This is a genomic window from Mycobacterium simiae (assembly GCF_010727605.1).
In the GTDB taxonomy this organism is placed as follows: domain Bacteria; phylum Actinomycetota; class Actinomycetes; order Mycobacteriales; family Mycobacteriaceae; genus Mycobacterium; species Mycobacterium simiae.
The window spans coordinates 1,040,314-1,060,914 of the sequence record NZ_AP022568.1 but is presented as its reverse complement, the minus strand read 5'-3'; the positions used below and the strand labels follow the sequence as shown (position 1 = coordinate 1,060,914).

22 protein-coding genes and 1 pseudogene are annotated in these 20,601 nt (G+C 65.4%); 9 read left to right on the top strand and 14 right to left on the bottom strand.

The features are described from left to right. Nucleotides 1-125: 125 nt before the first annotated feature. Nucleotides 126-977: a PNPOx family protein gene (locus G6N33_RS04795; protein WP_044510421.1), complete on the bottom strand. Its 852-nt coding sequence runs from the start codon at nt 975-977 to the stop codon at nt 126-128. Nucleotides 978-1,047: 70 nt separating this feature from the next. Beyond that, nucleotides 1,048-1,233: a hypothetical protein gene (locus G6N33_RS04790; protein ID WP_044510422.1), complete on the bottom strand. Its 186-nt coding sequence runs from the start codon at nt 1,231-1,233 to the stop codon at nt 1,048-1,050. Between the two features lie 197 nt (nt 1,234-1,430). On the opposite strand from G6N33_RS04790, the gene G6N33_RS04785 reads away from it, so the two are divergent. The 3 genes from G6N33_RS04785 to G6N33_RS04775 all read left to right on the top strand — a co-directional run bounded on the left by G6N33_RS04785 (nt 1,431) and on the right by G6N33_RS04775 (nt 3,492). Further along, entirely contained in the window at nt 1,431-2,309 is an 879-nt protein-coding gene (locus tag G6N33_RS04785; RefSeq protein ID WP_044510423.1) for an HpcH/HpaI aldolase/citrate lyase family protein, read from the top strand. Then, nucleotides 2,306-3,112 (top strand): SDR family oxidoreductase, encoded by an 807-nt coding sequence (locus G6N33_RS04780; protein ID WP_044510424.1) that lies wholly within the window; start codon nt 2,306-2,308, stop codon nt 3,110-3,112. The genes G6N33_RS04785 and G6N33_RS04780 overlap by 4 nt, the downstream gene beginning before the upstream one ends. A 173-nt stretch (nt 3,113-3,285) precedes the next feature. Beyond that, on the top strand, nt 3,286-3,492 hold the full coding sequence (locus G6N33_RS04775) for a hypothetical protein (RefSeq protein WP_044510425.1): 207 nt from the start codon (nt 3,286-3,288) through the stop codon (nt 3,490-3,492). A gap of 46 nt (nt 3,493-3,538) precedes the next feature. On the opposite strand, the gene G6N33_RS04770 is transcribed toward G6N33_RS04775, so the two are convergent. From G6N33_RS04770 to G6N33_RS04760, 3 genes are all read right to left on the bottom strand, one after another. Next, the gene (locus tag G6N33_RS04770; protein ID WP_044513042.1) at nt 3,539-5,974 is read right to left on the bottom strand and encodes a glycogen/starch/alpha-glucan phosphorylase; all 2,436 of its coding nucleotides are present in this window, start codon (nt 5,972-5,974) and stop codon (nt 3,539-3,541) included. Nucleotides 5,975-6,214: 240 nt separating this feature from the next. Beyond that, a complete protein-coding gene (locus G6N33_RS04765; RefSeq protein WP_044510428.1) occupies nt 6,215-7,279 on the bottom strand; it encodes an NAD(P)-dependent alcohol dehydrogenase in 1,065 nt (354 codons plus the stop codon). Between the two features lie 119 nt (nt 7,280-7,398). Next, nucleotides 7,399-8,130, bottom strand: a complete 732-nt coding sequence (locus tag G6N33_RS04760; RefSeq protein WP_044510430.1) for a cysteine peptidase family C39 domain-containing protein — start codon at nt 8,128-8,130, stop codon at nt 7,399-7,401. Between the two features lie 73 nt (nt 8,131-8,203). On the opposite strand from G6N33_RS04760, the pseudogene G6N33_RS27830 reads away from it, so the two are divergent. Continuing rightward, nucleotides 8,204-8,356, top strand: a pseudogene (locus G6N33_RS27830) (alpha/beta hydrolase); the annotation flags it as partial. Nucleotides 8,357-8,402: 46 nt separating this feature from the next. Here the strand turns inward: G6N33_RS27830 and G6N33_RS04755 are convergent. Further along, nucleotides 8,403-8,726 (bottom strand): DMT family transporter, encoded by a 324-nt coding sequence (locus G6N33_RS04755; protein WP_044510431.1) that lies wholly within the window; start codon nt 8,724-8,726, stop codon nt 8,403-8,405. 74 nt (nt 8,727-8,800) lie between these two features. On the opposite strand from G6N33_RS04755, the gene G6N33_RS04750 reads away from it, so the two are divergent. Further along, entirely contained in the window at nt 8,801-9,220 is a 420-nt protein-coding gene (locus G6N33_RS04750; protein ID WP_044510433.1) for a DoxX family protein, read from the top strand. A gap of 1 nt (nt 9,221) precedes the next feature. Here the strand turns inward: G6N33_RS04750 and G6N33_RS04745 are convergent, their stop codons facing one another. Continuing rightward, entirely contained in the window at nt 9,222-9,857 is a 636-nt protein-coding gene (locus G6N33_RS04745; protein ID WP_044513046.1) for an HD domain-containing protein, read from the bottom strand. 167 nt (nt 9,858-10,024) lie between these two features. On the opposite strand from G6N33_RS04745, the gene G6N33_RS04740 reads away from it, so the two are divergent. Both G6N33_RS04740 and G6N33_RS04735 read left to right on the top strand, forming a co-directional pair. Beyond that, the gene (locus G6N33_RS04740) at nt 10,025-10,825 is read left to right on the top strand and encodes an SDR family NAD(P)-dependent oxidoreductase (RefSeq protein WP_044510435.1); all 801 of its coding nucleotides are present in this window, start codon (nt 10,025-10,027) and stop codon (nt 10,823-10,825) included. Continuing rightward, entirely contained in the window at nt 10,825-11,772 is a 948-nt protein-coding gene (locus G6N33_RS04735) for a phosphotransferase family protein (protein WP_044510436.1), read from the top strand. The genes G6N33_RS04740 and G6N33_RS04735 overlap by 1 nt, the downstream gene beginning before the upstream one ends. Nucleotides 11,773-11,784: 12 nt before the next feature. Here the strand turns inward: G6N33_RS04735 and G6N33_RS04730 are convergent, their stop codons facing one another. Beyond that, nucleotides 11,785-12,042: a hypothetical protein gene (locus tag G6N33_RS04730; RefSeq protein WP_044510438.1), complete on the bottom strand. Its 258-nt coding sequence runs from the start codon at nt 12,040-12,042 to the stop codon at nt 11,785-11,787. Nucleotides 12,043-12,226: 184 nt separating this feature from the next. Between G6N33_RS04730 and G6N33_RS04725 the strand changes: the two genes are divergently transcribed. Further along, nucleotides 12,227-12,913 (top strand): MspA family porin, encoded by a 687-nt coding sequence (locus G6N33_RS04725; RefSeq protein WP_176234804.1) that lies wholly within the window; start codon nt 12,227-12,229, stop codon nt 12,911-12,913. A 22-nt stretch (nt 12,914-12,935) separates the two neighbouring features. Here the strand turns inward: G6N33_RS04725 and G6N33_RS04720 are convergent, their stop codons facing one another. The 5 genes from G6N33_RS04720 to G6N33_RS27355 form a co-directional block, all read right to left on the bottom strand. Next, the gene (locus G6N33_RS04720) at nt 12,936-14,231 is read right to left on the bottom strand and encodes an acyl-CoA dehydrogenase family protein (RefSeq protein WP_044510440.1); all 1,296 of its coding nucleotides are present in this window, start codon (nt 14,229-14,231) and stop codon (nt 12,936-12,938) included. A gap of 95 nt (nt 14,232-14,326) precedes the next feature. Then, nucleotides 14,327-15,115, bottom strand: coding sequence for an enoyl-CoA hydratase/isomerase family protein (locus G6N33_RS04715; protein WP_044510442.1), 789 nt, complete (start codon nt 15,113-15,115; stop codon nt 14,327-14,329). Nucleotides 15,116-15,117: 2 nt separating this feature from the next. Continuing rightward, on the bottom strand, nt 15,118-16,323 hold the full coding sequence (locus tag G6N33_RS04710; protein WP_044513050.1) for an acetyl-CoA C-acetyltransferase: 1,206 nt from the start codon (nt 16,321-16,323) through the stop codon (nt 15,118-15,120). Nucleotides 16,324-16,477: 154 nt separating this feature from the next. Beyond that, nucleotides 16,478-17,425: a glycoside hydrolase family 15 protein gene (locus G6N33_RS27360; RefSeq protein WP_231382591.1), complete on the bottom strand. Its 948-nt coding sequence runs from the start codon at nt 17,423-17,425 to the stop codon at nt 16,478-16,480. After that, entirely contained in the window at nt 17,401-18,177 is a 777-nt protein-coding gene (locus G6N33_RS27355) for a trehalase-like domain-containing protein (protein ID WP_231382592.1), read from the bottom strand. The genes G6N33_RS27360 and G6N33_RS27355 overlap by 25 nt, the downstream gene beginning before the upstream one ends. Before the next feature lie 187 nt (nt 18,178-18,364). On the opposite strand from G6N33_RS27355, the gene G6N33_RS04700 reads away from it, so the two are divergent. Then, a complete protein-coding gene (locus G6N33_RS04700; protein ID WP_044510444.1) occupies nt 18,365-19,321 on the top strand; it encodes an LLM class F420-dependent oxidoreductase in 957 nt (318 codons plus the stop codon). Between the two features lie 49 nt (nt 19,322-19,370). Here G6N33_RS04700 and G6N33_RS04695 read toward each other — a convergent pair whose 3' ends face one another. Continuing rightward, nucleotides 19,371-20,339, bottom strand: a complete 969-nt coding sequence (locus G6N33_RS04695; protein ID WP_163771469.1) for a helix-turn-helix transcriptional regulator — start codon at nt 20,337-20,339, stop codon at nt 19,371-19,373. Nucleotides 20,340-20,601 lie beyond the last annotated feature (262 nt).

Here is a 20,601-nt window from a genome sequence, read left to right as displayed (position 1 = left end):
CATTGAATTTTTGCGTTTCCGGGTCTGTCGCATGTGGGACCGGCGTTACCGAATGTTCAAGCAACGAGGGGGTGGGTGGCTTGCCTTCGTGCCGCGTCCGCCGCGAAAAGCCGAGGTGTGCAGAGTTACCCCGCCGATGACGACGTGACGACATCGTCGACCTCGAACACGACACCCCGTCCCGCGCCATCGTCGGCTTCGGGGATACTCCACTGCACTTGGGCGGATCCGGACAGCTGGATGCTGGCGCCGGTGGCGAAGTTGACGAACAGCAGAGCTGCCTCGTTGTCGACCGTCAAGTTGCCCAGGCTGTTGAACATGTTATTACCCGGGTAGTCCGGCCACCACAGCCTGGTGGGGGAGTCGACTTTCACGAATCCGGCGGTGCCTCCTCGGTGCGATGCATCGCTGCCCCGGCTCGGGTGCGTGGTGCCCAGGAAGAACGTATCCGCGGTCGCGATCATCGCCTGCTCAGCCGCGCTCAAAGTCGCTGCATGCCTTGATGCGCCGAACGGGTTGGCGATCGCGGGGACGTTGATATGGCGACGGTGGATGTACTGGGGGCAGTTCCCGTAGGCCTGGTCGACCCGGATCGACATGCCGGTGTCGCCGTTGACGAGCAGGGTGCCGTTGACGCGCATCCGCCGCCGGGTAGCGAAATCGATGGCGACCAACCCGACCTGTTGGCCGGCCGTAATTCGGTGCAGCGGATCCCCATCCCGCGGGGCCTGTGAAATCTGCACGATGTCATCGGCGCCGCGCAAGAAGCCCGGCGGCCCGGCCACCGGGGAGATCCACAGCACCCCCGCGTGATCGCGTCCGGTCAGCGCGGCGAAACGCTGCGTGGAAAGAAATTGTGTAGCGCCCGCGGATATGCGGTTTGCACGCAGCATATTCTCCAGTCGTTTTGCGGTGGCTTCGACGCCGGCACGCCGTTGCACCGCGACTTCTCCCTCGTGAAAGCCCGTTGGTGCCACGGATCGGACAACACCCCGGCCACGCCGAAACTTCCCGGTGACGTGATCGGACGACACGACCAGGGCAGGCTCAGTGCCTGCGGGGCTTGTGACCGCTCACCGCGTCCGCGACGACCAGTCCCAACAAGGCCGCTACGCACAGCGGCACGTACAGCCTGAAGTTGGATGAGGCATGGTCGTAGAGGGCGATGTAGGCGATGGTTCCGATCGCCACAATGGTGAGCAGGATGCCGCGGTTGATTTTTTCCGTGCTCATGCTTCGACCTAACTCTTTGCGGTCGGCACTATGCCGCGAATATCAGCATAAACCTCGCCGCGCCGTTTGCCACGGACCGATTTGAGGATGGTGGCAATTGCGCGATATATCCGCGAAAATCACGACGATTCCGCACGGAGCACCCCGATTATTGCCACCGAGGATTCGACGGGAGTGAGCTCCTCTACGCTATCGGCATGGCACCGACGCCGCGGCCGCGCCGATCCGCGCTCTACTTGCCCGGTAACAAAGATCGAGCACTCGAAAAGGCGAAGTCCTTACCGGCCGACGTGCTGATTTTCGACCTCGAGGACGCCGTCGGACCGGATGCGAAGGCCGAGTCGAGAGCCAGGGTGTGCAGCGCGGTCGCCTCGGCGGGATACCGGCCCCGGGAGGTCGTGGTGCGCATCAACGGCGCCGGGACCGACTGGCATGACGACGATCTGACGGCGGTGGCCGCCTCGGCCGCTGACGCGGTGCTGGTGCCGAAGGTGGAGACGGGACACGAGGTTGAGGCGCTGGCGAACACGCTCGACCGGCTCGGCGCACCGCGGTCGTTACAGCTGTGGGCAATGATCGAAACACCGCGGGCTATCTTGCGGGCGGAGGAGATCGCCTCCGCCAGCGAGCGGTTGACGGTGCTGGTGGTCGGAACCAATGATCTGGTGAACGATCTGCACGGACGGCACGTGCCGGGACGCGCGCCGGTTGCACCGGCGTTGTCGTGGGCGGTGCTGGGCGCCCGAGCGGCCGGTAAGTCCATCTTGGACGGTGTTTACAACGCGATCGACGACGAGGCGGGGTTCCGGGCCGAGGCTGCGCAGGGTCGCGAAATGGGCTTTGATGGCAAGACCTTGATCCATCCTGGCCAGGTTGGGCCCGCGAATGAACTGTTCGGCCCGTCGGAGAAGGAGTTGGCCGACGCGCGCCGAATCGTGTCGGCCTACCAGGAGGCGCAGGCGGCGGGGGCCAGCGTCATCACCGTGGACGGCCGCATGATCGAAAGCCTGCACGTGCGCGACGCCCAGCGAATCCTGGGCCTGGCCGACCTCATCTCCCAGCTGGAATCCCCGTGAGTGTCCGGCCGAGTCCGTTCCGGACCGATCTGTTGCAGGGGCAGGTGGCGCTGATTACCGGCGGCGCAACGGGCCTCGGTCTGGAGGTTGCCCGGGTTCTGGGCAGCCATGGCGCTCGGGTGGCGATCTGCAGCCGCAAAGAGCCCAATCTGCAAGCCGCGGTTGAGACCCTGCGCGGCGAGGGGATCGAGGCGGTCTACGGTGTCTGCGATGTCCGGCGGGCCGAAGAGGTCACTGCCGTCGTCGAGCAGGTGCTGAGCGCCTTTGGGCGACTCGACGTGGTAATCAACAACGCCGCTGGAAACTTTCCGGTGCCGATCAGTGAACTCAGCCCCAATGGATTCAAGGCGGTCGTCGACATCGACCTGGTCGGCACGTTCAACGTATCCAAAGCGGCATACGACCTTTGGCTGCGCGAACATGGCGGTTCCGTGGTGAACATCAGCGCGGCGATCCAATACCGCGGCATGGCGTTGCAGGCACACGTCGTTTCGGCCAAGGCCGGGGTCGACGCGTTCAGCCGCGCCTGCGCGATCGAGTGGGGCCCCGACGGGGTCCGCGTCAATGTGGTTGCCCCCGGCGCAATGTCGGGTACCGAGGGCGTGCGCCGAATCGCCGGCGACAAGCAACACCGGGCGATCCAGAACCCGCTGCGGCGTCCCGGCTCAACCACCGAGATTGCCGAAGCGGTGCTGTACTTGGCCAGCGACGCCGCTTCTTACGTGACCGGTGCGGTGCTGGTGGTCGACGGCGGGGGCTGGCTGACCGCCAGCGGGGTGCCTGATCTGCCCGGATATCGCTGAGCTACGGAAGCGCAACGGTCGTATCACAACCGAGGCTCGCACTCTGCCTGCGGATTAGGTGTTTTGCCCCAGTTCGCATTATTCTTGCCCGCGGCTCATTGTCGACTCAGGAAAAGCAGATGCTTATTCAGTCCACTCTGCGACGGGTGCAGTCGCCGCGCAGCTCTTCCCGTGTGACCTTTCCCAAGGTCGGTCAGTGCTTCGACGTCGAGATCACCCGCGAGACCGACGGGTGGCTCATCCGAATTCCGGAGATCGCCGCCATGGCCCGCGCCAGTCGCCGTGCAACGGTCGACCAGGTGGCCCGGGAATGCATCGCCGCCCGTACCGGAATCCCGATGGGCTACATCATCGTCTACGTCACGAAAGAGACCCGCTAACACCGCGATTCGCGGCCGCGCCGCCGGCGATCGAGCTGGCCGCGCCTCACAGGGTCACGGTCAGCGGCCACACCTTCCAGATGTCGTCGCAATATTCGGCGATAGCGCGATCTGACGAGAACTTGCCGCTGCGCGCGGTATTGAGGATCGACATCTTGGTCCACGACTCCCCGTCCTGCCACGCGGCGCTCACGCGCGCCTGGCAGTCCACATAGGACGCGTAGTCGGCACAAACCAGGAACGGGTCGTCATAGCGCAGGTTGTCCACCAGCGGCCGAAACACCTCGGTGTCACCGTGCGAGAACGTTCCGTCGGCGATCAGATCCAACACGGCGCGCAGCTCGTCATTGCTGTCGATGTAGTTCGCGGGGCGATAACCCCCAGCCTTCAACGCTTCCACCTCATCGACGGTGAGACCGAATAGAAAGAAGTTCTCCGCGCCGGCCTCCTCGCGAATCTCCACGTTGGCCCCGTCGAGGGTGCCGATCGTGAGGGCGCCGTTGATCATGAACTTCATGTTGCCGGTGCCCGACGCTTCCTTGCCCGCCGTCGAGATCTGCTCGGAGACGTTGGCAGCGGGGTAGATCAGATGTGCGTTCTGTACGTTGAAGTTCGGGATAAACGCGACCTTGAGCGACTTGTTGACCTCCGGGTCGTTGTTGATCGTCTCGCCGACGGCGTTGATCAACTTGATGATCCGCTTGGCTAGAAAGTAACCGGGAGCGGCTTTGCCGCCAAAAATGAACGCCCGCGGAGGAATCGAGAGTTCCGGATTCTGCTTGAGCCGGTAGTAGAGAGCGATGATATGCAGCACGTTGAGGTGCTGGCGCTTGTACTCGTGGATGCGCTTTACTTGAATGTCGAAGATCCATTGCGGGTTCAGGTCCACACCTGTTGCCTGACGGACAAAGGCGGCCAGCCGTGCCTTGTTGTTGCGCTTGATGTCTCGCCACTGCTCCCGGAATGACGAGTCTTCGACGAACGGCTCCAGGTTACGCAGCCGTCGCAGATCGGTCAGCCAGCCGTCGCCGACGGTGCGGTCCAAAAGCTCGCGCAACCCTGGGTTGGCCAGCGCCAGGAAGCGGCGCGGCGTTACACCGTTGGTCTTGTTGCTGAACCGTTCCGGCCACATCTCGTAAAAGTCTTTGAGCACACTGTCTTTGAGCAGCTCGGTGTGCAACGCGGCGACACCGTTGATGGCGTGGCTGCCGACGGTGGCCAGGTGCGCCATCCGGACGTTCTTGCCGTTGTCCTCGCCGATCAGCGACATCCGGCGGACGCGGTCGGCGTCGCCGAGGAATCGGGTGCGAACCTCGTTGAGGAACCGCCGGTTGATCTCGTAGATGATCTCGAGATGGCGCGGCAGCGACTCGCCGAAGATTTCCAGCGGCCAGGTTTCCAGCGCCTCCGGCAACAAGGTGTGGTTGGTGTAGCCGAACGTGGCGGCGGTGATCTCCCACGCCTCGTCCCATTCCAGGAGCCGCTCGTCCAGCAGTAGTCGCATCAGCTCGGCCACCCCGATCGACGGGTGAGTGTCGTTGAGCTGGAGGGCGAATCGCTGGGGCAGTTCCCGGACCGACACGTCGGCGAGGTCGTCCATGATGTGCAGGACGTGCTGCAACGAGCAGGACACGAAGAAGTGCTGTTGCAGTAGGCGCAGCCGCTTGCCGGCTTCCGGTTCGTCATTGGGGTAGAGCACCTTGGTGACCGTCTCCGAGGTGACTTCGTCCTCGACTGCTTTGTAGTAGTCGCCGGTGTTGAAAGCGTCCAACGCAAGAGATTTGACGGCCCTTGCGCTCCACAGGGTCAAGACGTTGCAGGTGTTGACGCCGTAGCCCTGGATCGGGGTGTCATACGCGACGCCCTTGAGCAGCAATCCCGGTACCCACCGGGCGCGCTCGCGTCCCATGTCGTCGGCGTAGCGCTCGACGTGGCCACCCCACTTGACCAGGTAGTTGACGTCGGGTTTGGGGATCTCCCAAGGGTTTCCGCTGTCTAACCAGTTGTCGGTCTGCTCGACCTGCCAGCCGTCGTGGATCTCTTGATCGAAAATGCCGAATTCATAACGGATGCCGTAGCCGATAGCCGGGCGCTCGAGGGTGGCAAGCGAGTCCAGATAGCACGCGGCCAGCCTGCCCAGACCGCCATTGCCCAGTCCCGGCTCCTCCTCGCATGCCAATACTTCTTCGTAGTTCTGGCCCATCGCCGCCAGCGCGGCCCGGGCAGCGCGCTCCATGCCCAGGTTCAACAAGTTGTTGCCCAGCTGGGGGCCCATTAGAAACTCCGCCGACAGGTAGCAGGTCACCTTGCGGCCGAGGTCGAGGGACGTCTGTGTCGAGGCCACCCGGCGGTCCTGCATCCGGTCGCGTACGGCCAGCGCGAGCGCCCGGTAGTAGTGCTCGGGGCGCAGCGCGGCGGCCGGTCGGCCGATCGAGTAGCGCAGGTGATCAGCGATTGCCCGCTGCAACGCGGCGGCCTGCATGCCGGTGCGGGTGGGTTCGACCAAGTCGACGCGCACGCTGGCAGACGCTCCGTCCGAGGGGTTCTGATTCTGATCGAGATCGGTCATAGGTGTCCTAAGTCGGTAGATGTGCTGGCAGTATCGCATCGATCCGCCCGGCCCGGCTCGGTTCGCGAATCGGGCAGCGGCCTATGCGTGCTCGGGGTGTAGTCGACCATCGTCGGGTGTGGGCTGGCGCACTGTGGTTTGGGACGGGCCTGCCTAGTCGAAGACGAGCACGGCGCGTCCCACCATGTCGCCGCGGCCCAATGCCTCCAGGTTGTCGTTGATGTCGTCGAAATCGACCGGAATGATGTGATGCTTGATCAGCCCCTGGCCGGCGAGCGCGAGTACTTCGGTCAGATCGTTGTGATTGCCCCAGAACGACCCGGAGAACGACTTCTCACCACTGACGAAGGGGAAGACGGGAACTTGGGCGCTCTGCCCGATCAAGCCGACGCAGGTCAGCGCGCCTTCCCTAGCCAGAATCGAAAACCCAAGTTCCAGTGATTCTTTGGCGCCCGCGCAGTCCAGTACTGCGTCGACTTCCCTGCGGCCGGTCAGGTCTTGCAGCTCGTTTTGCACCTGTTCGGCGGTCTTATCCCGGGTGTTGACGGTGTAGTGGGCGCCGTTCTCCCGGGCAACCGCGAGCTTGTCGTCGTTGCGGGCGAAGGCCACCACCGTTGCCCCACCGCCGAGCAACCTGGCGTACTGCACCCCGTAACCGCCCAGACCGCCGATGCCATTGACGACGAGCGTGCGCCCGGCGCCGAGTTTGCCGGCGGCCAGCAACTTCTTCATGCCGCGGTAAGGGGTCAGGCCGGCATCGGTCAGCGGGGCCTGCGTTTGCGGTGCGTGACCGTCCTGTTCCGGGACGGGGATGACGTGCCGATATTGGACCGGCATGTATTCGGCAAAGCCGCCGGGTGGGCCGAACCCGGCGAGCTGGCCGTCAGCGCACAGCTGCTCGTTGCCTTCGCGGCATTGCCGGCATCGCCCGTCACCCCAGTTGGGGTTTACCACGACCCGCGTCCCCTCGGCCAGGCCGGACGATGCGGGCACGTCGGCGCCCACCGCATCCACGCGTCCGGCCACCTCGTGACCCGGCGTGATGGGAAACGAGAGCGGAAAGCCTGCCTCGAAGTAGCCGTCGACGAGCTGAAAATCGCTGCGGCACATGCCCGCCGCTGCTACCTTGATCAAGACCTCGGTAGGGCCGAAGCGGGGTACCTCGATCTCCTCGAGGCGTAGAGGTTGGTGGTATCCGTGCATCCGGGCCGCCCGCATCTTCACGAAGATCCCCTCTCGGCGCGCTCGCAGCAGACCGCGGCCGGCGCGATTGAGACATGTTGCGAGGCAGCAGCTTTGCTGCTGACAATGCCAGCAAATCATCGCGGTGGCAACCTCTAATTTGGGACGCGGCGTGCCTCGTCGGTCACCGTCATCTGGTCGTCACTGCTATCCCAGGAACGGATGAAAACGTCGATCGGGACCCGCTCGTCTCGGCCCTGCTCGCTGCCGCTGTCGTTGAGGTGCACGATGCCGGTCGCCGTGTCGACGCCGGTCACCACCACGGCATGATTGGCTTGGGGATCGCCGTTGGAATTTCTGTCCTCGACGGGTTCACCCCAGATGATTTCGGCGTTGACCGCGGCAATTACCTTGCGGCCCATGGCCAGGTCCTGTTCCAGCTCCGTCATCGGGGTCGGCGGATGCGTTTTCGCGACGCTGCCCTGGTCGGTGGTCACGGCGTGAATGCCATAGTGCGCCAGCAGCGTCGGTTCGTCGTCGAAAGACGTGCCCGCGCCGCTGTGGTGCTTCCCGGGCGTGGTGTAGATCGGGCCGGGGTGGACGCTGCTGGGCGTCGATTGAGCCAGCGTGACGATCTCGTGTTCGGACGGCTCTCTGCCGGTCAATTCACCGACCACGTCGGCGACGGCCATCTCGACGCAGTCGTCGTCGTAACGCTGGTAGCGCCAGAACAAGGCCGCCGCGGTGGGGCCGCCGTAGCGCGTGCCGCTCGGCTGGCCGGGAGCATCGGGGGTGGCCTGCGCGGTGCCCGTCGTCAGTGCGAGGGCGGCTGCACCGGTCAGGACGGCAATGGTGGCGGTGCGCGCCACAATCGCGATCCGGATCATTCGCCGAGCTTCCCGTGCCGGCCTCTACGAATTCTTGGAGTGCTGGTCTGCGCACCGGTCCCCTTAACAGCCCGCCGGCGAGCACTTACACGGTTGGTTTCATCTCGACGATGTTCCGGCCGATGGTGCCCAGGCCGAGTCGGTGACCGCTAAATCGGTGGCGCCGCGGATATTCGGCACGGCCGTGGTGCCGGGGGTAGTCGTCGAGCATGCGGCATTGATCGACCCGACCCGGTTGTGGCGGCGACTGCTTGGCTGGACGGACGTCATCATCAATGGGCGCCGGACAGATTCAACGTGACCACCCCTGCGATGATGAGCGCGACCCCGACCACCTTGGCCAACGAAATCGGGGAGCCCAGAAACAGCACCGCGATCAGCACGATGACGGCCGTGCCGATCGCCGACCACAACGCATACGCGACATCGGTCTGCATGCCGCGCTGGATCGACCACGCCAGCAGTGCGAATGACGTGCCGTAGCCGGCCAGGCAGAATAAGGTCGGCGTCAGCCGGGTGAACCCTTCGGTGCTCTTGAGCAGGCTGGTCGACACCACTTCGGTGAAGATCGCCCCGAGCAGGAGCAGATACGTCAACGCGCCTCCTTGCGTGGATCGTGCATGAATCTGTCTACACCACGCGTGGGCGTTGCGGCCGTAACGTTAGTCAGATGACGACGAATCTCGATGATCGCCTGGGTCGCTTGACGCCGGCGGTGCTGAGCCTGTTCCGACTGGTGTACGGCTTCCTGTTCGCAGTGTCCGGCTCGATGAATCTCTTCGGCTGGCCTATCCGCACGGGCATGCCCATCGTGGTGGGCGGATGGCCCAGCTGGTATGCCGGACTCATCGAGTTCGTCGCGGGACTATTGATTGCGGTCGGATTGTTCACTCGCCCAGCCGCATTCATTGCTTCCGGTGAAATGGCCGTCGCCTATTTCTGGATGCATCAACCGCACGCCCTATGGCCGATCGGCGCACCGCCCGCCGGTAACGGAGGGCTTCCGGCGATCCTGTTCTGTTTCGGTTTCTTCTTGTTGGTCTTCGTCGGCCCGGGTCGCTACTCGATCGACGCCCGGCGTCGGCGCTGAATCAGTCGCCCCAGCGGCCCTGCGCCGCCGCCAATTCCAGCAGCGTGACGCCGTCGGTATCGCGCTCCCGCAGCACCTGATAGGGGAACGTGTACGGGGGAGCAGCCTCCGGGCTGCGCTGTGCCTGCACGGCGATCGCATCCAGCAGGGTGCGCGCCATGGATAACCGGGGATAGCGGTCGTGGATCGCCGCGGCGATCCCGTCGTCGATGAAGTCGGCATCGCGGCCGAAATCGACGCCGACGCCGCTGCGGACCAGGTGGCACAGCGCGCCGCGGCGATCGGCAATGCCCATCGAGGTGTGCAGCGCGATGGCCTCCCACACCGCGTCGACAAGCGCGCGATCGCAGCCGTGCTCGCTCAGCAGGGCGGCCGCCAGGTCCGCGCCCTCGACCTCGAACCGTTGTTTGCCGGGCGCCGCGGAGCCGGCGCCGAGGTCGTGCAGCACGCAGCCGAGGAACAGGGCGTCCGGGTCGTAGTCCGCCCGCGGGCGCATCCCCTCATGCTCGGCCACCAACTCGCCGAACAGGTAACTGCGCACGCTGTGGTTGAAGATTGACGGCGACTCGGTCGACTGCGCCAACCGGATGGCGGCGTGGGCGATCGGTGTGTCGGGAAGAGCTGAAATTGCGTGCATGCCGACCACGCTAGGGTCGATGCCACCAAATCGTGACCGGGTAGAAAGACACGCTTCCCACGATTTAGGCCACGACACCTGGGGCCGATCGAACCCGTCTCGCCCAGCGGTGGTAATAACATTCTCTGTATTGGAGAAGTCATTTCCGTTAAGGGTCGGGAGGCCTGATGAGCGCGAGCCCGCGATGTGACGGCTTGGTCGCTTTGGTCACCGGGAGCAGCCGGGGGCTGGGCAAGGCGATCGCCCAGCGGTTTGCCGCGCAGGGCGCCACGGTGGCGCTCACCGCCCGCACGATGGACCCCGATCCCAAGTACCAGGGATCACTGCGCCAAACCCTCGAGGAGATCGTCGCCACGGGCGGCCGGGCCTTCGCGGTCCAGGCGGATCTGTCCCATGCCGACGAGCGTGAGCGGTTGTTCGGCGAAGTGGTGGATTCTGTCGGCGCCCCGGACATCCTCGTCAACAATGCCGCGGTCACCTTCCTCAGATCCCTGGACGGATTTCCGGACCGGCGCGCCCGGCTGATGATGGAGATGCATGTCCTGGGGCCATTGCATCTGTGCCAGTTGGCAATTCCCGCGATGCGCGAGCGGGGGCGAGGGTGGATTCTGAACCTGACCTCGGTGGGCGGCGAATTGCCGGCCGGACCGCCGTTCTCCGAGTTCGACCGGAGCGCGGGCTTCGGGATCTACGGAACGGCTAAGGCCGCGCTCAACCGACTGACCAAAAGCCTTGCCGCAGAGTTGTACGACGACGGCATCGCGGTCAACGCCGCCGCGCCGTCCAGCCCCGTGGCGACCCCCGGGGCGGGCGCTCTCGATCTGGCGAAGACCGACACGGAGGACATCGAACTGATCACCGAAACCGCGTACCGGCTGTGCACGGGCGACCCGAAAACCCTGACCGGGCGCATCGCGCACACCCAGTCCTTCCTCGCTGAGTCCGGCTGGTTCCAGCCTGCCGGCTGATGGTCGAGGTCGATCTGGGCGAGCTGCGGCGGCGACTCGCGGCCATCGGCGTCACCGATGTCGTCGCGCTGACCGGCGGGGCGTCCAGTTTCAGTTTTCTAGGCGCGCAATCCGGCCGGCCGGTGGTAATCAAGCTCGCTCCGCCGGGGGTGGAGCCGATCGGACACCGGGATGTGTTGCGTCAGGCTCGGATCCTCAAAGCCCTTGCTGCTACTCGGGTTCCGGTTCCTGAGGTGTTGTGGGAGGAGCCGGGCGATCCGCCGTTGTTCGTGATGTCGCACGTCGAGGGGGACTGCGTCGAGCCGCTGTTCGACGGCTGCGCGCCGGGGCCCGATCTGGCCGAGCGCTACCGCAATGCGTGCAGGGTCATGGCGGCGCTGCACAGCGTGGTGCCCGCAGATCTCGGGCTGGCCGATGAATCGGTTGTCGGTCCGGTCGCCGAAGTCGAACGGTGGTGTCAGACACTGCAGACCGTCGATGCGGCTCTGGCGCCACGTTGGCGGGAGGTGCGTGAGGCGTTGCTGCATTGCGCGCCAACTGATTTCGTCCCCACTGTGGTGCACGGTGACTTTCGGCTGGGTAATCTGCTGGCGCAGGGCGCCGGCATCAGTGCGGTGATCGATTGGGAGATCTGGTCGATCGGTGATCCGCGCATCGACGTCGGCTGGTTTCTGGTCAACTGCGATCCCGAGACCTACCAACGCGTTCCGGACGCGTCGGGTATGGCGCCGCCGCTCACCGAGCTTGTCGAGATTTACCAGCACGCGCTGGGGCACGAGGTGACCGACTTGGCGTGGTTCACCGCGCTGGCGTGCTTCAAGTCGGCGGCGACCTGGTCGCTCATTGTCAAACACAACCGCCGGCGGCGCTTACCGCGCGACGAATGGGAAGCGATGGCCGCAACCATCCCGAGGTTGCTGAGCCGCGCGCAGGCGATGGTGAGCTAAAACCTGGGATGGTCAGCCACACCGGATGAATATGTTTTGGCAGTACATTCCGACGCCGTCCCAGTTCTTTTCCACTGGACGACCCCGGTTGGCCGGATTGGTAAATATCGACGGACCTTCCACCTTCAACCATTCGTTCAGGGTTGGCGGCACCATCGGAGTGCCGGGGTCGTCGCCGGGATCCGCATGCGCGGCGCCGGTGCCGCACCCGAGGATCGCGATGCCGACCGCGGCGGCAACCACCCCGCGAGCGTAGGAACGAGCTTTCACCGCCGCTCCTTTCCGTCGTCTGCCGGCAATTTTAGCGGCGCAGCCGCCGCGGGGGGCAACGCCAGCGTGCCCAACGGACATCGCATAACAGTTACGAACGCACAACGACTTCACCCGACCACGCACCGCGTTCGCTGAGTTACCCGTCGTGGCCCATAGGTTGATGCGTGTGAGGGGGATCACCCTGGTGGCACGGCGCGCCGCGGCACTTGCTGTCTGCGTCGTCATGTCAGTGACGATCGCTCCACCGGCGGGGGGTGATCCGGAGGCCGAGCCCGCCGGCGCCGCCGCACCAGCAAACGATGGGCGGGTGCCCTCCAACCCGCCCACCATCATCGATACGCCCGACGGCTGGCGCCTGGGCCTGGGCGCCAGGGACGAGTCGCACGTTCCCATCGCGCCGCTGACCACCGCCCTGTCATCGCGCGAATACCTCTCCAGCGGGACATTCGTCGGCTCGCTGACCGGACCCGAGCAGGCGCAGGGCCTCCTCGAAGTGGGGTTCGAAATCGGGTGCGGCATCGACATGAGCACCTCCAACGGCGTCGAGATCGGTGGTGCGGCCGGCATTGGCCCGTCACTCGGCACGACGGCGTTGTTGCCCGGTGTAGCAACGGGGCTTGTGCCCCTGGTTTCGGCACCGGTGGAAGGAACCATCAACGTGGGCCTCAAACCTGGCTTCGTGGTCGTGGTGCCGGTCAACAAAAAGCAGTTCAGGGGGTCGAATCCGTGGGTGATGATCAGCAACTTCCACGTCAAGATCGACGGTTGCGTGGGCCAGTCGTTCATTCGCTCCTACGCGACGCTGACCCGGGTGACTGATCTGTCCGACGTGGTGCTCTCCTACGTCGGTGTAACGACCGCAGTCTAGGCGAGCGGGCGAGCTGCGCAGTCTAATTGCGGGGGATCCCGGCAAGCTTGTCGGCGAACTTCGCCTCAGCGGCTGCCCGCAGCCGCAGCAGATGTTCGGAAGGAAATAGATCGGGCGCCGGCTCGCGGTCTTTGAGCAGGAGGCGAGCCAAAGTCACCTTGTGGACCTCGGTCGGGCCGTCGGCAAGGCCGAGGACGAACGACTCCACCAGGTACTGCACGAATGGCATTTCGTGCGTGGTGCCCAGCGACCCGTGCAGCTGGAGTGCGCGCGCCGACACGTCGTGCAGTACCTTCTGCATCATCGCCTTGACCGCCGAGATGTCGGCGCGTACCGCCTTGTAATCGTCGAATTGATCGATCTTCCAAGCGGTTTGGAGGGTGAGCAGCCGGAACGCCTCGATTTCCATCCACGAGTCGGCGATCATTTCCTGGACGAGTTGCTTGTCGGAAAGCGCCTCACCCTGGGTGTAACGCGACACCGCCCGCTCGCAGATCATGTCGAAGATGCGGCGAACCAGGCCGACAGTGCGCATCGCATGATGAATGCGCCCGCCGCCGAGCCGGGTTTGCGCCACCACGAAAGCCCCCCCGCGGGGACCCAACATGTGATCGGCGGGCACCCGCACGTTCTCGTAGCGGACGTAGCCTTCGCGGCCGCCGCCCAGCGGCTGATATCCCAGTCCGACGTTGCGCATCACATTGATGCCGGGGGTGTCGCCCGGGACGACGAACATCGAATACCGCTGATAGGGAGGCGCATCGGGGTCGGTCATCGCCATCACGATGATGAACGACGCCATCGACGCAAAGGACGAGAACCACTTCTCGCCGTTGATGATCCAGTGATCGCCATCGGGGACCGCGCAGGTGGTGAACACCTTCGGATCGGCACCGCCCTGCGGTTCGGTCATCGAGAAGCAGGACACGATTCGGTTGTCCAGCAACGGCTCGAGGTAACGCGCTTTGAGTTCGGGTGTGCCGTAATGTGCGAGAATTTCGCTGTTGCCCGAGTCGGGTGCCTGCGAACCGAACACGATCGGTGCGCACTCCGAGCGGCCCAGAATCTCGTTGAGCAGGGCCAATTTCACCTGGCCGTATCCGGGACCACCGAGATGCGGGCCGAGGTGGGTGGCCCAGAGCCCGCGCTGCTTGACGATCTCCTGCAGCGGCGGGATCAATGCCCGGCGCACCGGATCGTTGAGATCGTGGGACTCCTTGACGATCAGGTCAATGGGCTCGCACTCGGTGCGCACGAAGTCCTCGACCCATCCCAGCTGTTGGTTCCACTCCGGGTCGGTGGAGAAATCCCACGCCATCAGTCATCCCCTTCGTTGGTCACTGCGAGCCCAGTGGTTGCGGCGGACGGTGTAGTCGAGCGGCAATGCACCGTCGACACCGGCCAGTGGATTGCTCACGGGATTTGGCCCGAGGGCCGCCTTTGTCGACGCGCGGCCGCCTCTGGGGTGGCGTGGGTGATCACCTGGTTGCGGTTCTCCAGCTCCAGCGCCGCGGCCAGGTCGCCCGCGTCGGTGTTCACCTGCAAGGCCCGCTTGGTCAACTGCACACCGAGCGGCGCGAGATCCGCAAGGTGCGAGGCCAACTCGAGCGCGCGGTCACACAAACGATCCGGTTCGACGACTTCGCTGACCAGTCCGCGCCGGTCGGCTTCGGCGGCTGACACGGTGCGGCCGGTGAGCATCCAGTCGGCGGCGACGCTGGTCCCGACGATGCGGGGCAGGTGGTAGCTCATGCCCATCTCGGCGCCCGAGAGCCCAAGCAGGATAGCGGCATTGCCGAATGATGCGACAGCCGAACATATTCGGATGTCCGCTGCCAAGCACAAGGCCAGCCCCGCACCAACACACGGGCCGTTGACGGCGGCGATGACGGGCGCCGGCAGTGCCCGAACAGCCTCGCCCAGCGCAGCCATCCGCGCCTGAAAGCGCATCCGGTCCAGCGCCGGCGCGCTCGCCTCGAGCATGCCGGGCCCGAAATCACGCACATCGATCCCGGAGCAGAAGCCGCGACCGGCGCCGGTCAGGACGACGGCCCGGACCGAGTCGTCACCGGCCAAATCGCTCAGGCGCCCGGCCAATTCGTTCCGCATGGCCTCGTTGATGGCGTTGAGCCGCTCGGGACGGTTCAGCCGTAGGACGACGACACCGTCACGCGGTCGATCCAGTTCGAGGGTGCCGGGCATGCTTACACCCGTTCGATGATCGTGGCGGTACCCATGCCGCCGCCGGTGCACATCGTCACCAACCCCGTTGCGAGGTCGCGGCGTTCGAGCTCGTCCAGGACCGTCCCGATCAGCATCGCGCCGGTGGCGCCGATCGGGTGGCCCAGAGCAATTGCGCCCCCGTTGACATTGACCCGGCTGGAATCGAGCTCGAGATCACGGATCACCTTCAACGGGACGGCGGCGAAGGCTTCGTTGATTTCCCACAGGTCGATGTCATCGACGCTCATCCCGGCGCGCTGTAGGCAGCGCTGGGCGGCCGGTCCCGGCGCGGTGAGCATGATGATCGGTTCGCTGCCGATCGCGGCGGCCCCTCGCAGCTTGGCGCGCGGCTGCACGCCGTTGGCCTGCGCCCAGTCGGGCGAGGCGAGCAGGACGGCCGCCGCGCCGTCGACCACTCCGGAGGAGTTGCCGGCGTGGTGGACATGGTCGATGTGGTCGATCGCGGGATAGCGCTGTAGACAGATTTCGTCGAAAGTCCGCTGCTCGCCCTGGACGCAGGTGCCGCCCATCGCCGCGAACGCGGGCGTGAGCCGGGCCAGCGTTTCCACCGACGTCGCGGGTCGGGGATGCTCGTCGCGGCGCAGCACCCCGCCGGCGGTGTGCACTTCGACAAGGGAACGTTCGAATCGTCCCTCGTCGATCGCCGCGGCGGCCCGGCTTTGGCTCTGCGTGGCATATGCATCGACAACGTCGCGGGTGAAGCCCTCCAGGGTCGCGATCAGGTCCGCCGAGACACCTTGCGGGACCGTCGGATAGAGCGCACGCAAGTCGGCATTGTTGCCGTCGATCGTGGGCACCCCGGCGGTGACGTCCCATCGCGACATCGATTCGACACCGCCCGCAATCACCAGGTCTTCGGCGCCGGCGGCGATCGCGGCCGCGGCGACGGTGACGGCCTGCTGGCCCGATCCGCAGAAGCGATTCAACGTCAGCCCCGGCACGGTCTCGGGCCAGCCCGCCAGCAGGACCGACAACCGCGCAATGTCGTCGCCGTGGTCGCCGGACAAGATGCCGTTACCGGCGATCACGTCGCCCACCTCGGCCGGCGCGAAACCGATCCGGTCGGCGAGCGCGGTGAGGCAACGGGCGAACAGCGCCTGCGGATGGACTGCATGTAGCCCGCCGTCGGGGCGGCCACGGCCGCGGGGCGTGCGGACCGCGTCCAGAATCCAGGCGTCGATGACCAACTCCCATCGTCGGGCGGAACCGTGCGACCATCGGTATCGTAAGCCGTCTCTCGGCACCGGAGAACCACCTTCTCCAAATTAGCGAAGCTGCTCTCGCTCCCTGCTGGTTGGTCCCGGTACGGGCTGCACACGCTCAGGAGGTGAGATCAAGGGCCGCGCCGATCAACGCGAGGTGGCTCAATCCTTGCGGCAGGTTGCCCAGGAAGGCGTGATCGTCGGCCCCGATCATCTCGGGCAACACGCCGACGTCGTTGGTCAGTTCGACGAGTTCGGTCATCAGCTGCTTGGCCTCGTCCCGCCTGCCGACATGATGCAGCGCAGACACGACCCAGAAGGAGCACGCGACGAACGCGCCCTCCTGTTCCTCCTCGCGGGCCCCGCTGAAGCGGAAAAGCAGTGGCCCACAGCCCAACTCTCGACGCAACGCGTCGATGGTGGCCGACATGCGTGGACCGCGGTCGAAACCGCTCCCGGCGTGCAGCAGGATTGAGGCGTCGAGCTTTCCGCTGCCCGGGTACCACTCGTAACTACCCAAGTGGTCGGACCAGCAGCACCGTTGCACCCACTCGCGGATCCGGTCGGCCTCGCCGGCCCACCGGCCCGGATCGCCCGGGATCTGGCCCAGCTCAGCCAGATACACGGCGCACCGCAACGCTTGCCAGCAGCCGAGTTTGGATGTGGTGTAGTGCTCGGCCCGCCGCAGTTCCCACATGCCGGCATCCTGATGCCGCCACGCATCGCAGGCCCGATCGGCGAATCCGGCAAGCAGGTGGCCGGTTTCGGTGTCGAGCACATGACCACTGTCGACGTAGAGCCGAACCGTGTCGAAGAGATCGGCGAAGATGCTGAGCTGCAATTGTCCGTCGGCGCGATTACCGGTGACCACCGGACCGATGCCGCGCCACCCGGCCACTTCGTAGTGGGATACCGGGGGTGGCGACGAGCCATCGAGGCAGTAAAACACCCCCATTTCCGGGCCGTGTCGGCGCACCGTGCGCAGCAACCAACTGACGGCGGCATGGGTCTCTTCGCGAATCCCAAACCGGCGCAACGCACTCAGGGTGTACGCGGTGTCGCGCACCCAGGCGTAGCGATAGTCCCAATTCTTGCCGCCCGATAACCGCTCGGGCAGGTCGTCGCGGCCGCGGCGATCGCGCCCGTCGGGCTGAAGATGAGCAGCTTCAGCAGTAGCGCGCTGCGGCGCACCGCCTCGGACCAGGCGTCCGGACACGAGAATTGGCTCGACCAGTTTTCCCAGAATGCGATGGTGGTGTCGAGGCCGTCGTCGATGTCGCAGGCCCGCGACAGCATCAGCGGTTCGGACTCGGACGCCACCACACCGATCAGCTCACGCTCGCCCGGCGCGGTGGTGAACGTCCCGGACGCCGTTTGGTCGGTCCAGTCCACGGCGACGTTATCCGATACGCAGACCCCGAGGTTGAGAGTTCCGGCCCGCAGTACCGCACCGTGTGGAGTGTGGCGCGCCCATGGCGACGTGGAATTGAAGCAGGTGCCAGGCGCTACCCGCCAGCGCATCGGCACGGCGCCGTCGAGGCCTTCTACCCGACGTGCCAACTCGGTCCACGGCAACCGCCCGCCGAATCCGATGTTCAGCGCGTCGGTGACGCGGACCCGCCCGGAGTCCGTAACGAAAGTTGTTTGCAGCACGTTCGTTTTCGGCAGGTACCGTCGGTCGGTGCGAAACGGAACCGTCGGCATCAAGTCCAGCCGTCCGCCGTTCGGCCGGTCGACCACCGCCGCGAATACCGGGAGCGAGTCCAGGTTCGGGATCGGCAACCAGTCGATGGCACCGTCTTGGGCAATCAAAGCCACCGTGCGGCCGTCGCCAATCGGCGCGTAGCCGCGCAGGTCTGTGAAACCGTCTGTCCGGCAAAAAGATTCGGAAGGCTGTGAAACGTCGGGGTCGAGCTCTGGGGCCGGGCACACGAGCCGACGAGTTCCCGCGACCGGCGGCGAATAAACGGCGCATAACGTCGCGCGTAGCGGGTAGCCCGTCGCCATGACCAAGATCGGATACTTCCTGTCCTGCGAGCAGTACGGGCCAAAGGAACTAGTGGACCAGGCCAAGCGAGCGGAGGCCGCTGGCTTCGACGCGTTGTGGATCTCCGACCACTTTCACCCCTGGAACGACGAGCAGGGCCAAAGCCCCTTCGTGTGGGGCGTCATCGGTGCGTTGTCGGAGGTGACGTCGCTGCCGGTGAGCACGGCCGTGACCTGCCCGACAATCCGGATACATCCGGCGATCATCGCGCAAGCGTCCGCCACTGCCGCCGTGCAGCTCGACGGCCGCTTCGTGCTGGGCGTGGGCAGCGGCGAGGCGCTCAACGAGCACGTGCTCGGCGATCCCTGGCCGTCGGTCGGCGTTCGCCAGGAAATGCTGGAAGAGGCGGTGGAGGTCATCCGGCTGCTGCACCGTGGCGACGAGGTGAGCCACCATGGCAAGTACTACGAAGTGCAGGAGGCGCGCATCTACACCCGACCCGAGCGACCGGTGCCCATCTACGTTTCCGGGTTCGGCCCGCAGGGCGCGGCACTGGCGGGACGCATCGGCGACGGCTACGTCCTGGTGACGCCGGAGCCCGAGTTGGTGAAGGCTTTCCGCGAGGCTGGCGGCGGCGACAAGCCGGTGCAGGCAGGCATGAAGGCCAGTTGGGACGCCGATCCCGACGCCGCGCTCAAGGCAGCGCACCGATTGTGGGCCAACGACGCGTTGCCCGGGCAATCCGCGCAGACCTTGCCCCGTCCCAAGGACTTTGCCGCACTGATGTCCCTCGTCACGCCGGACCAGGTTGCGGACACCATTACTTGCGGCCCAGACCCGGACACCCACGTTGCGCGCGTGCGCAAGTATCTCGACGCCGGAGTCGACGAGCTGTACGTGCAGCAAGTCGGCCCGGACAAAGAGGGCTTCTTTGCGGCCTACCAGCGCGACGTGCTGCCCGCGCTGCGGGACTGACGGCCGCCGCGGGCCGGTCGCACAGATACCCCGGCGTCTGGCTGTTGCTTTATACCGCGGCGACCCCAGCGCGGCGCAGCGTGGCCGCGGGACTCTCGCCATACCGGGCCGCATGCGCCGCCGCGAACCGGCCGGGGTTGGTGTATCCCCAGCGCCGGGCAATTGAGGCGACGGTTTCGACCGACGGATCGGACTCGAGCAATTCGCGGTGCGCGCGCCTCAGCCGCACCTGGCGCAGGTACGTCATCGGCGACATGCCCATATGACGCGAAAAGCTTTGCTGCAGCGCGCGCGAACTGACATGGCATTCGGCCGCCAGGCCGGCCAGCGTCAGGGGAAGTTGCGGCTCCGACTCGATCATCTCGACCGCGGGCCGGATACGTTGGGGCGCAATGAGTTTAGTCTTCTCTGCCAGAGCGCTCTGGTACGGATGCTTGGCTGCGAGCAGCAACGCCCGCAACAGGCTGTCCACGAACGGCGCCGCCACCAGCGGTTGCACCAAGGTGCTGTCCGGCCGGAAGAGCTCTTGGGCGAACACGGTGAACATGTGCAGCCAACTGCGTGCGGGACCACTGCCGGTCACCATCGACGGCTCGAACTCGATTTGCGTGGTCAATGGACGACCGAGTGCTTCGCCGAGCGTGTCTTCGAGCGCGTTTCTGGCGACGCGTAATGCAAGCAATCGAGAACACGCCTGCCAGCGCGGAACGATCAGTTCCCCCTCGGGCAGGCAAATTGTGGCCAGCCCTGGGCCGGAGTTAATGGTGGACCCGCGGTGGACCAGCTGCATTTGTCCCGACGCCAACACGTTGACTTGGTAGAACGGCCGACCGTGCGTGCTAGCGAGGCAGGCGTCGACGCTTAGCGCCAGGTCAAACACGGTGATTGGCCCGACGGTACTGACTCGGTGGGTGGGAGAAAACGGCTTGCGGCGATCGAGGGGTCCGATCGGTTTCAGGCAAGGGAAGAATTCGGCGAGTTGATTGGCTGCGTCGGTGGATTGAAATTCTGCAGTCATCGACGGCTGGCATTTGTCGCCCATTTCGAACTCCGCTTCTCGCGCTTCGCGTCTACTGGCCGGAACTACTCGGGCATTCGCGGCGGGGGGCGGCACGGATCGCATTATGTGGCGGACGTCACATAAAGTGTGGATAAACCGGGAAGACAGGTCTGCACTGCACCCGCGAATGGGTGGCGTCGGTAGCAAAGTGTCTCAAACGTTGCGCGATCTGTACTGAGCAAAGGTCCTCCCGCTCTAGCGGCCGTACCCTCGCTGTGAA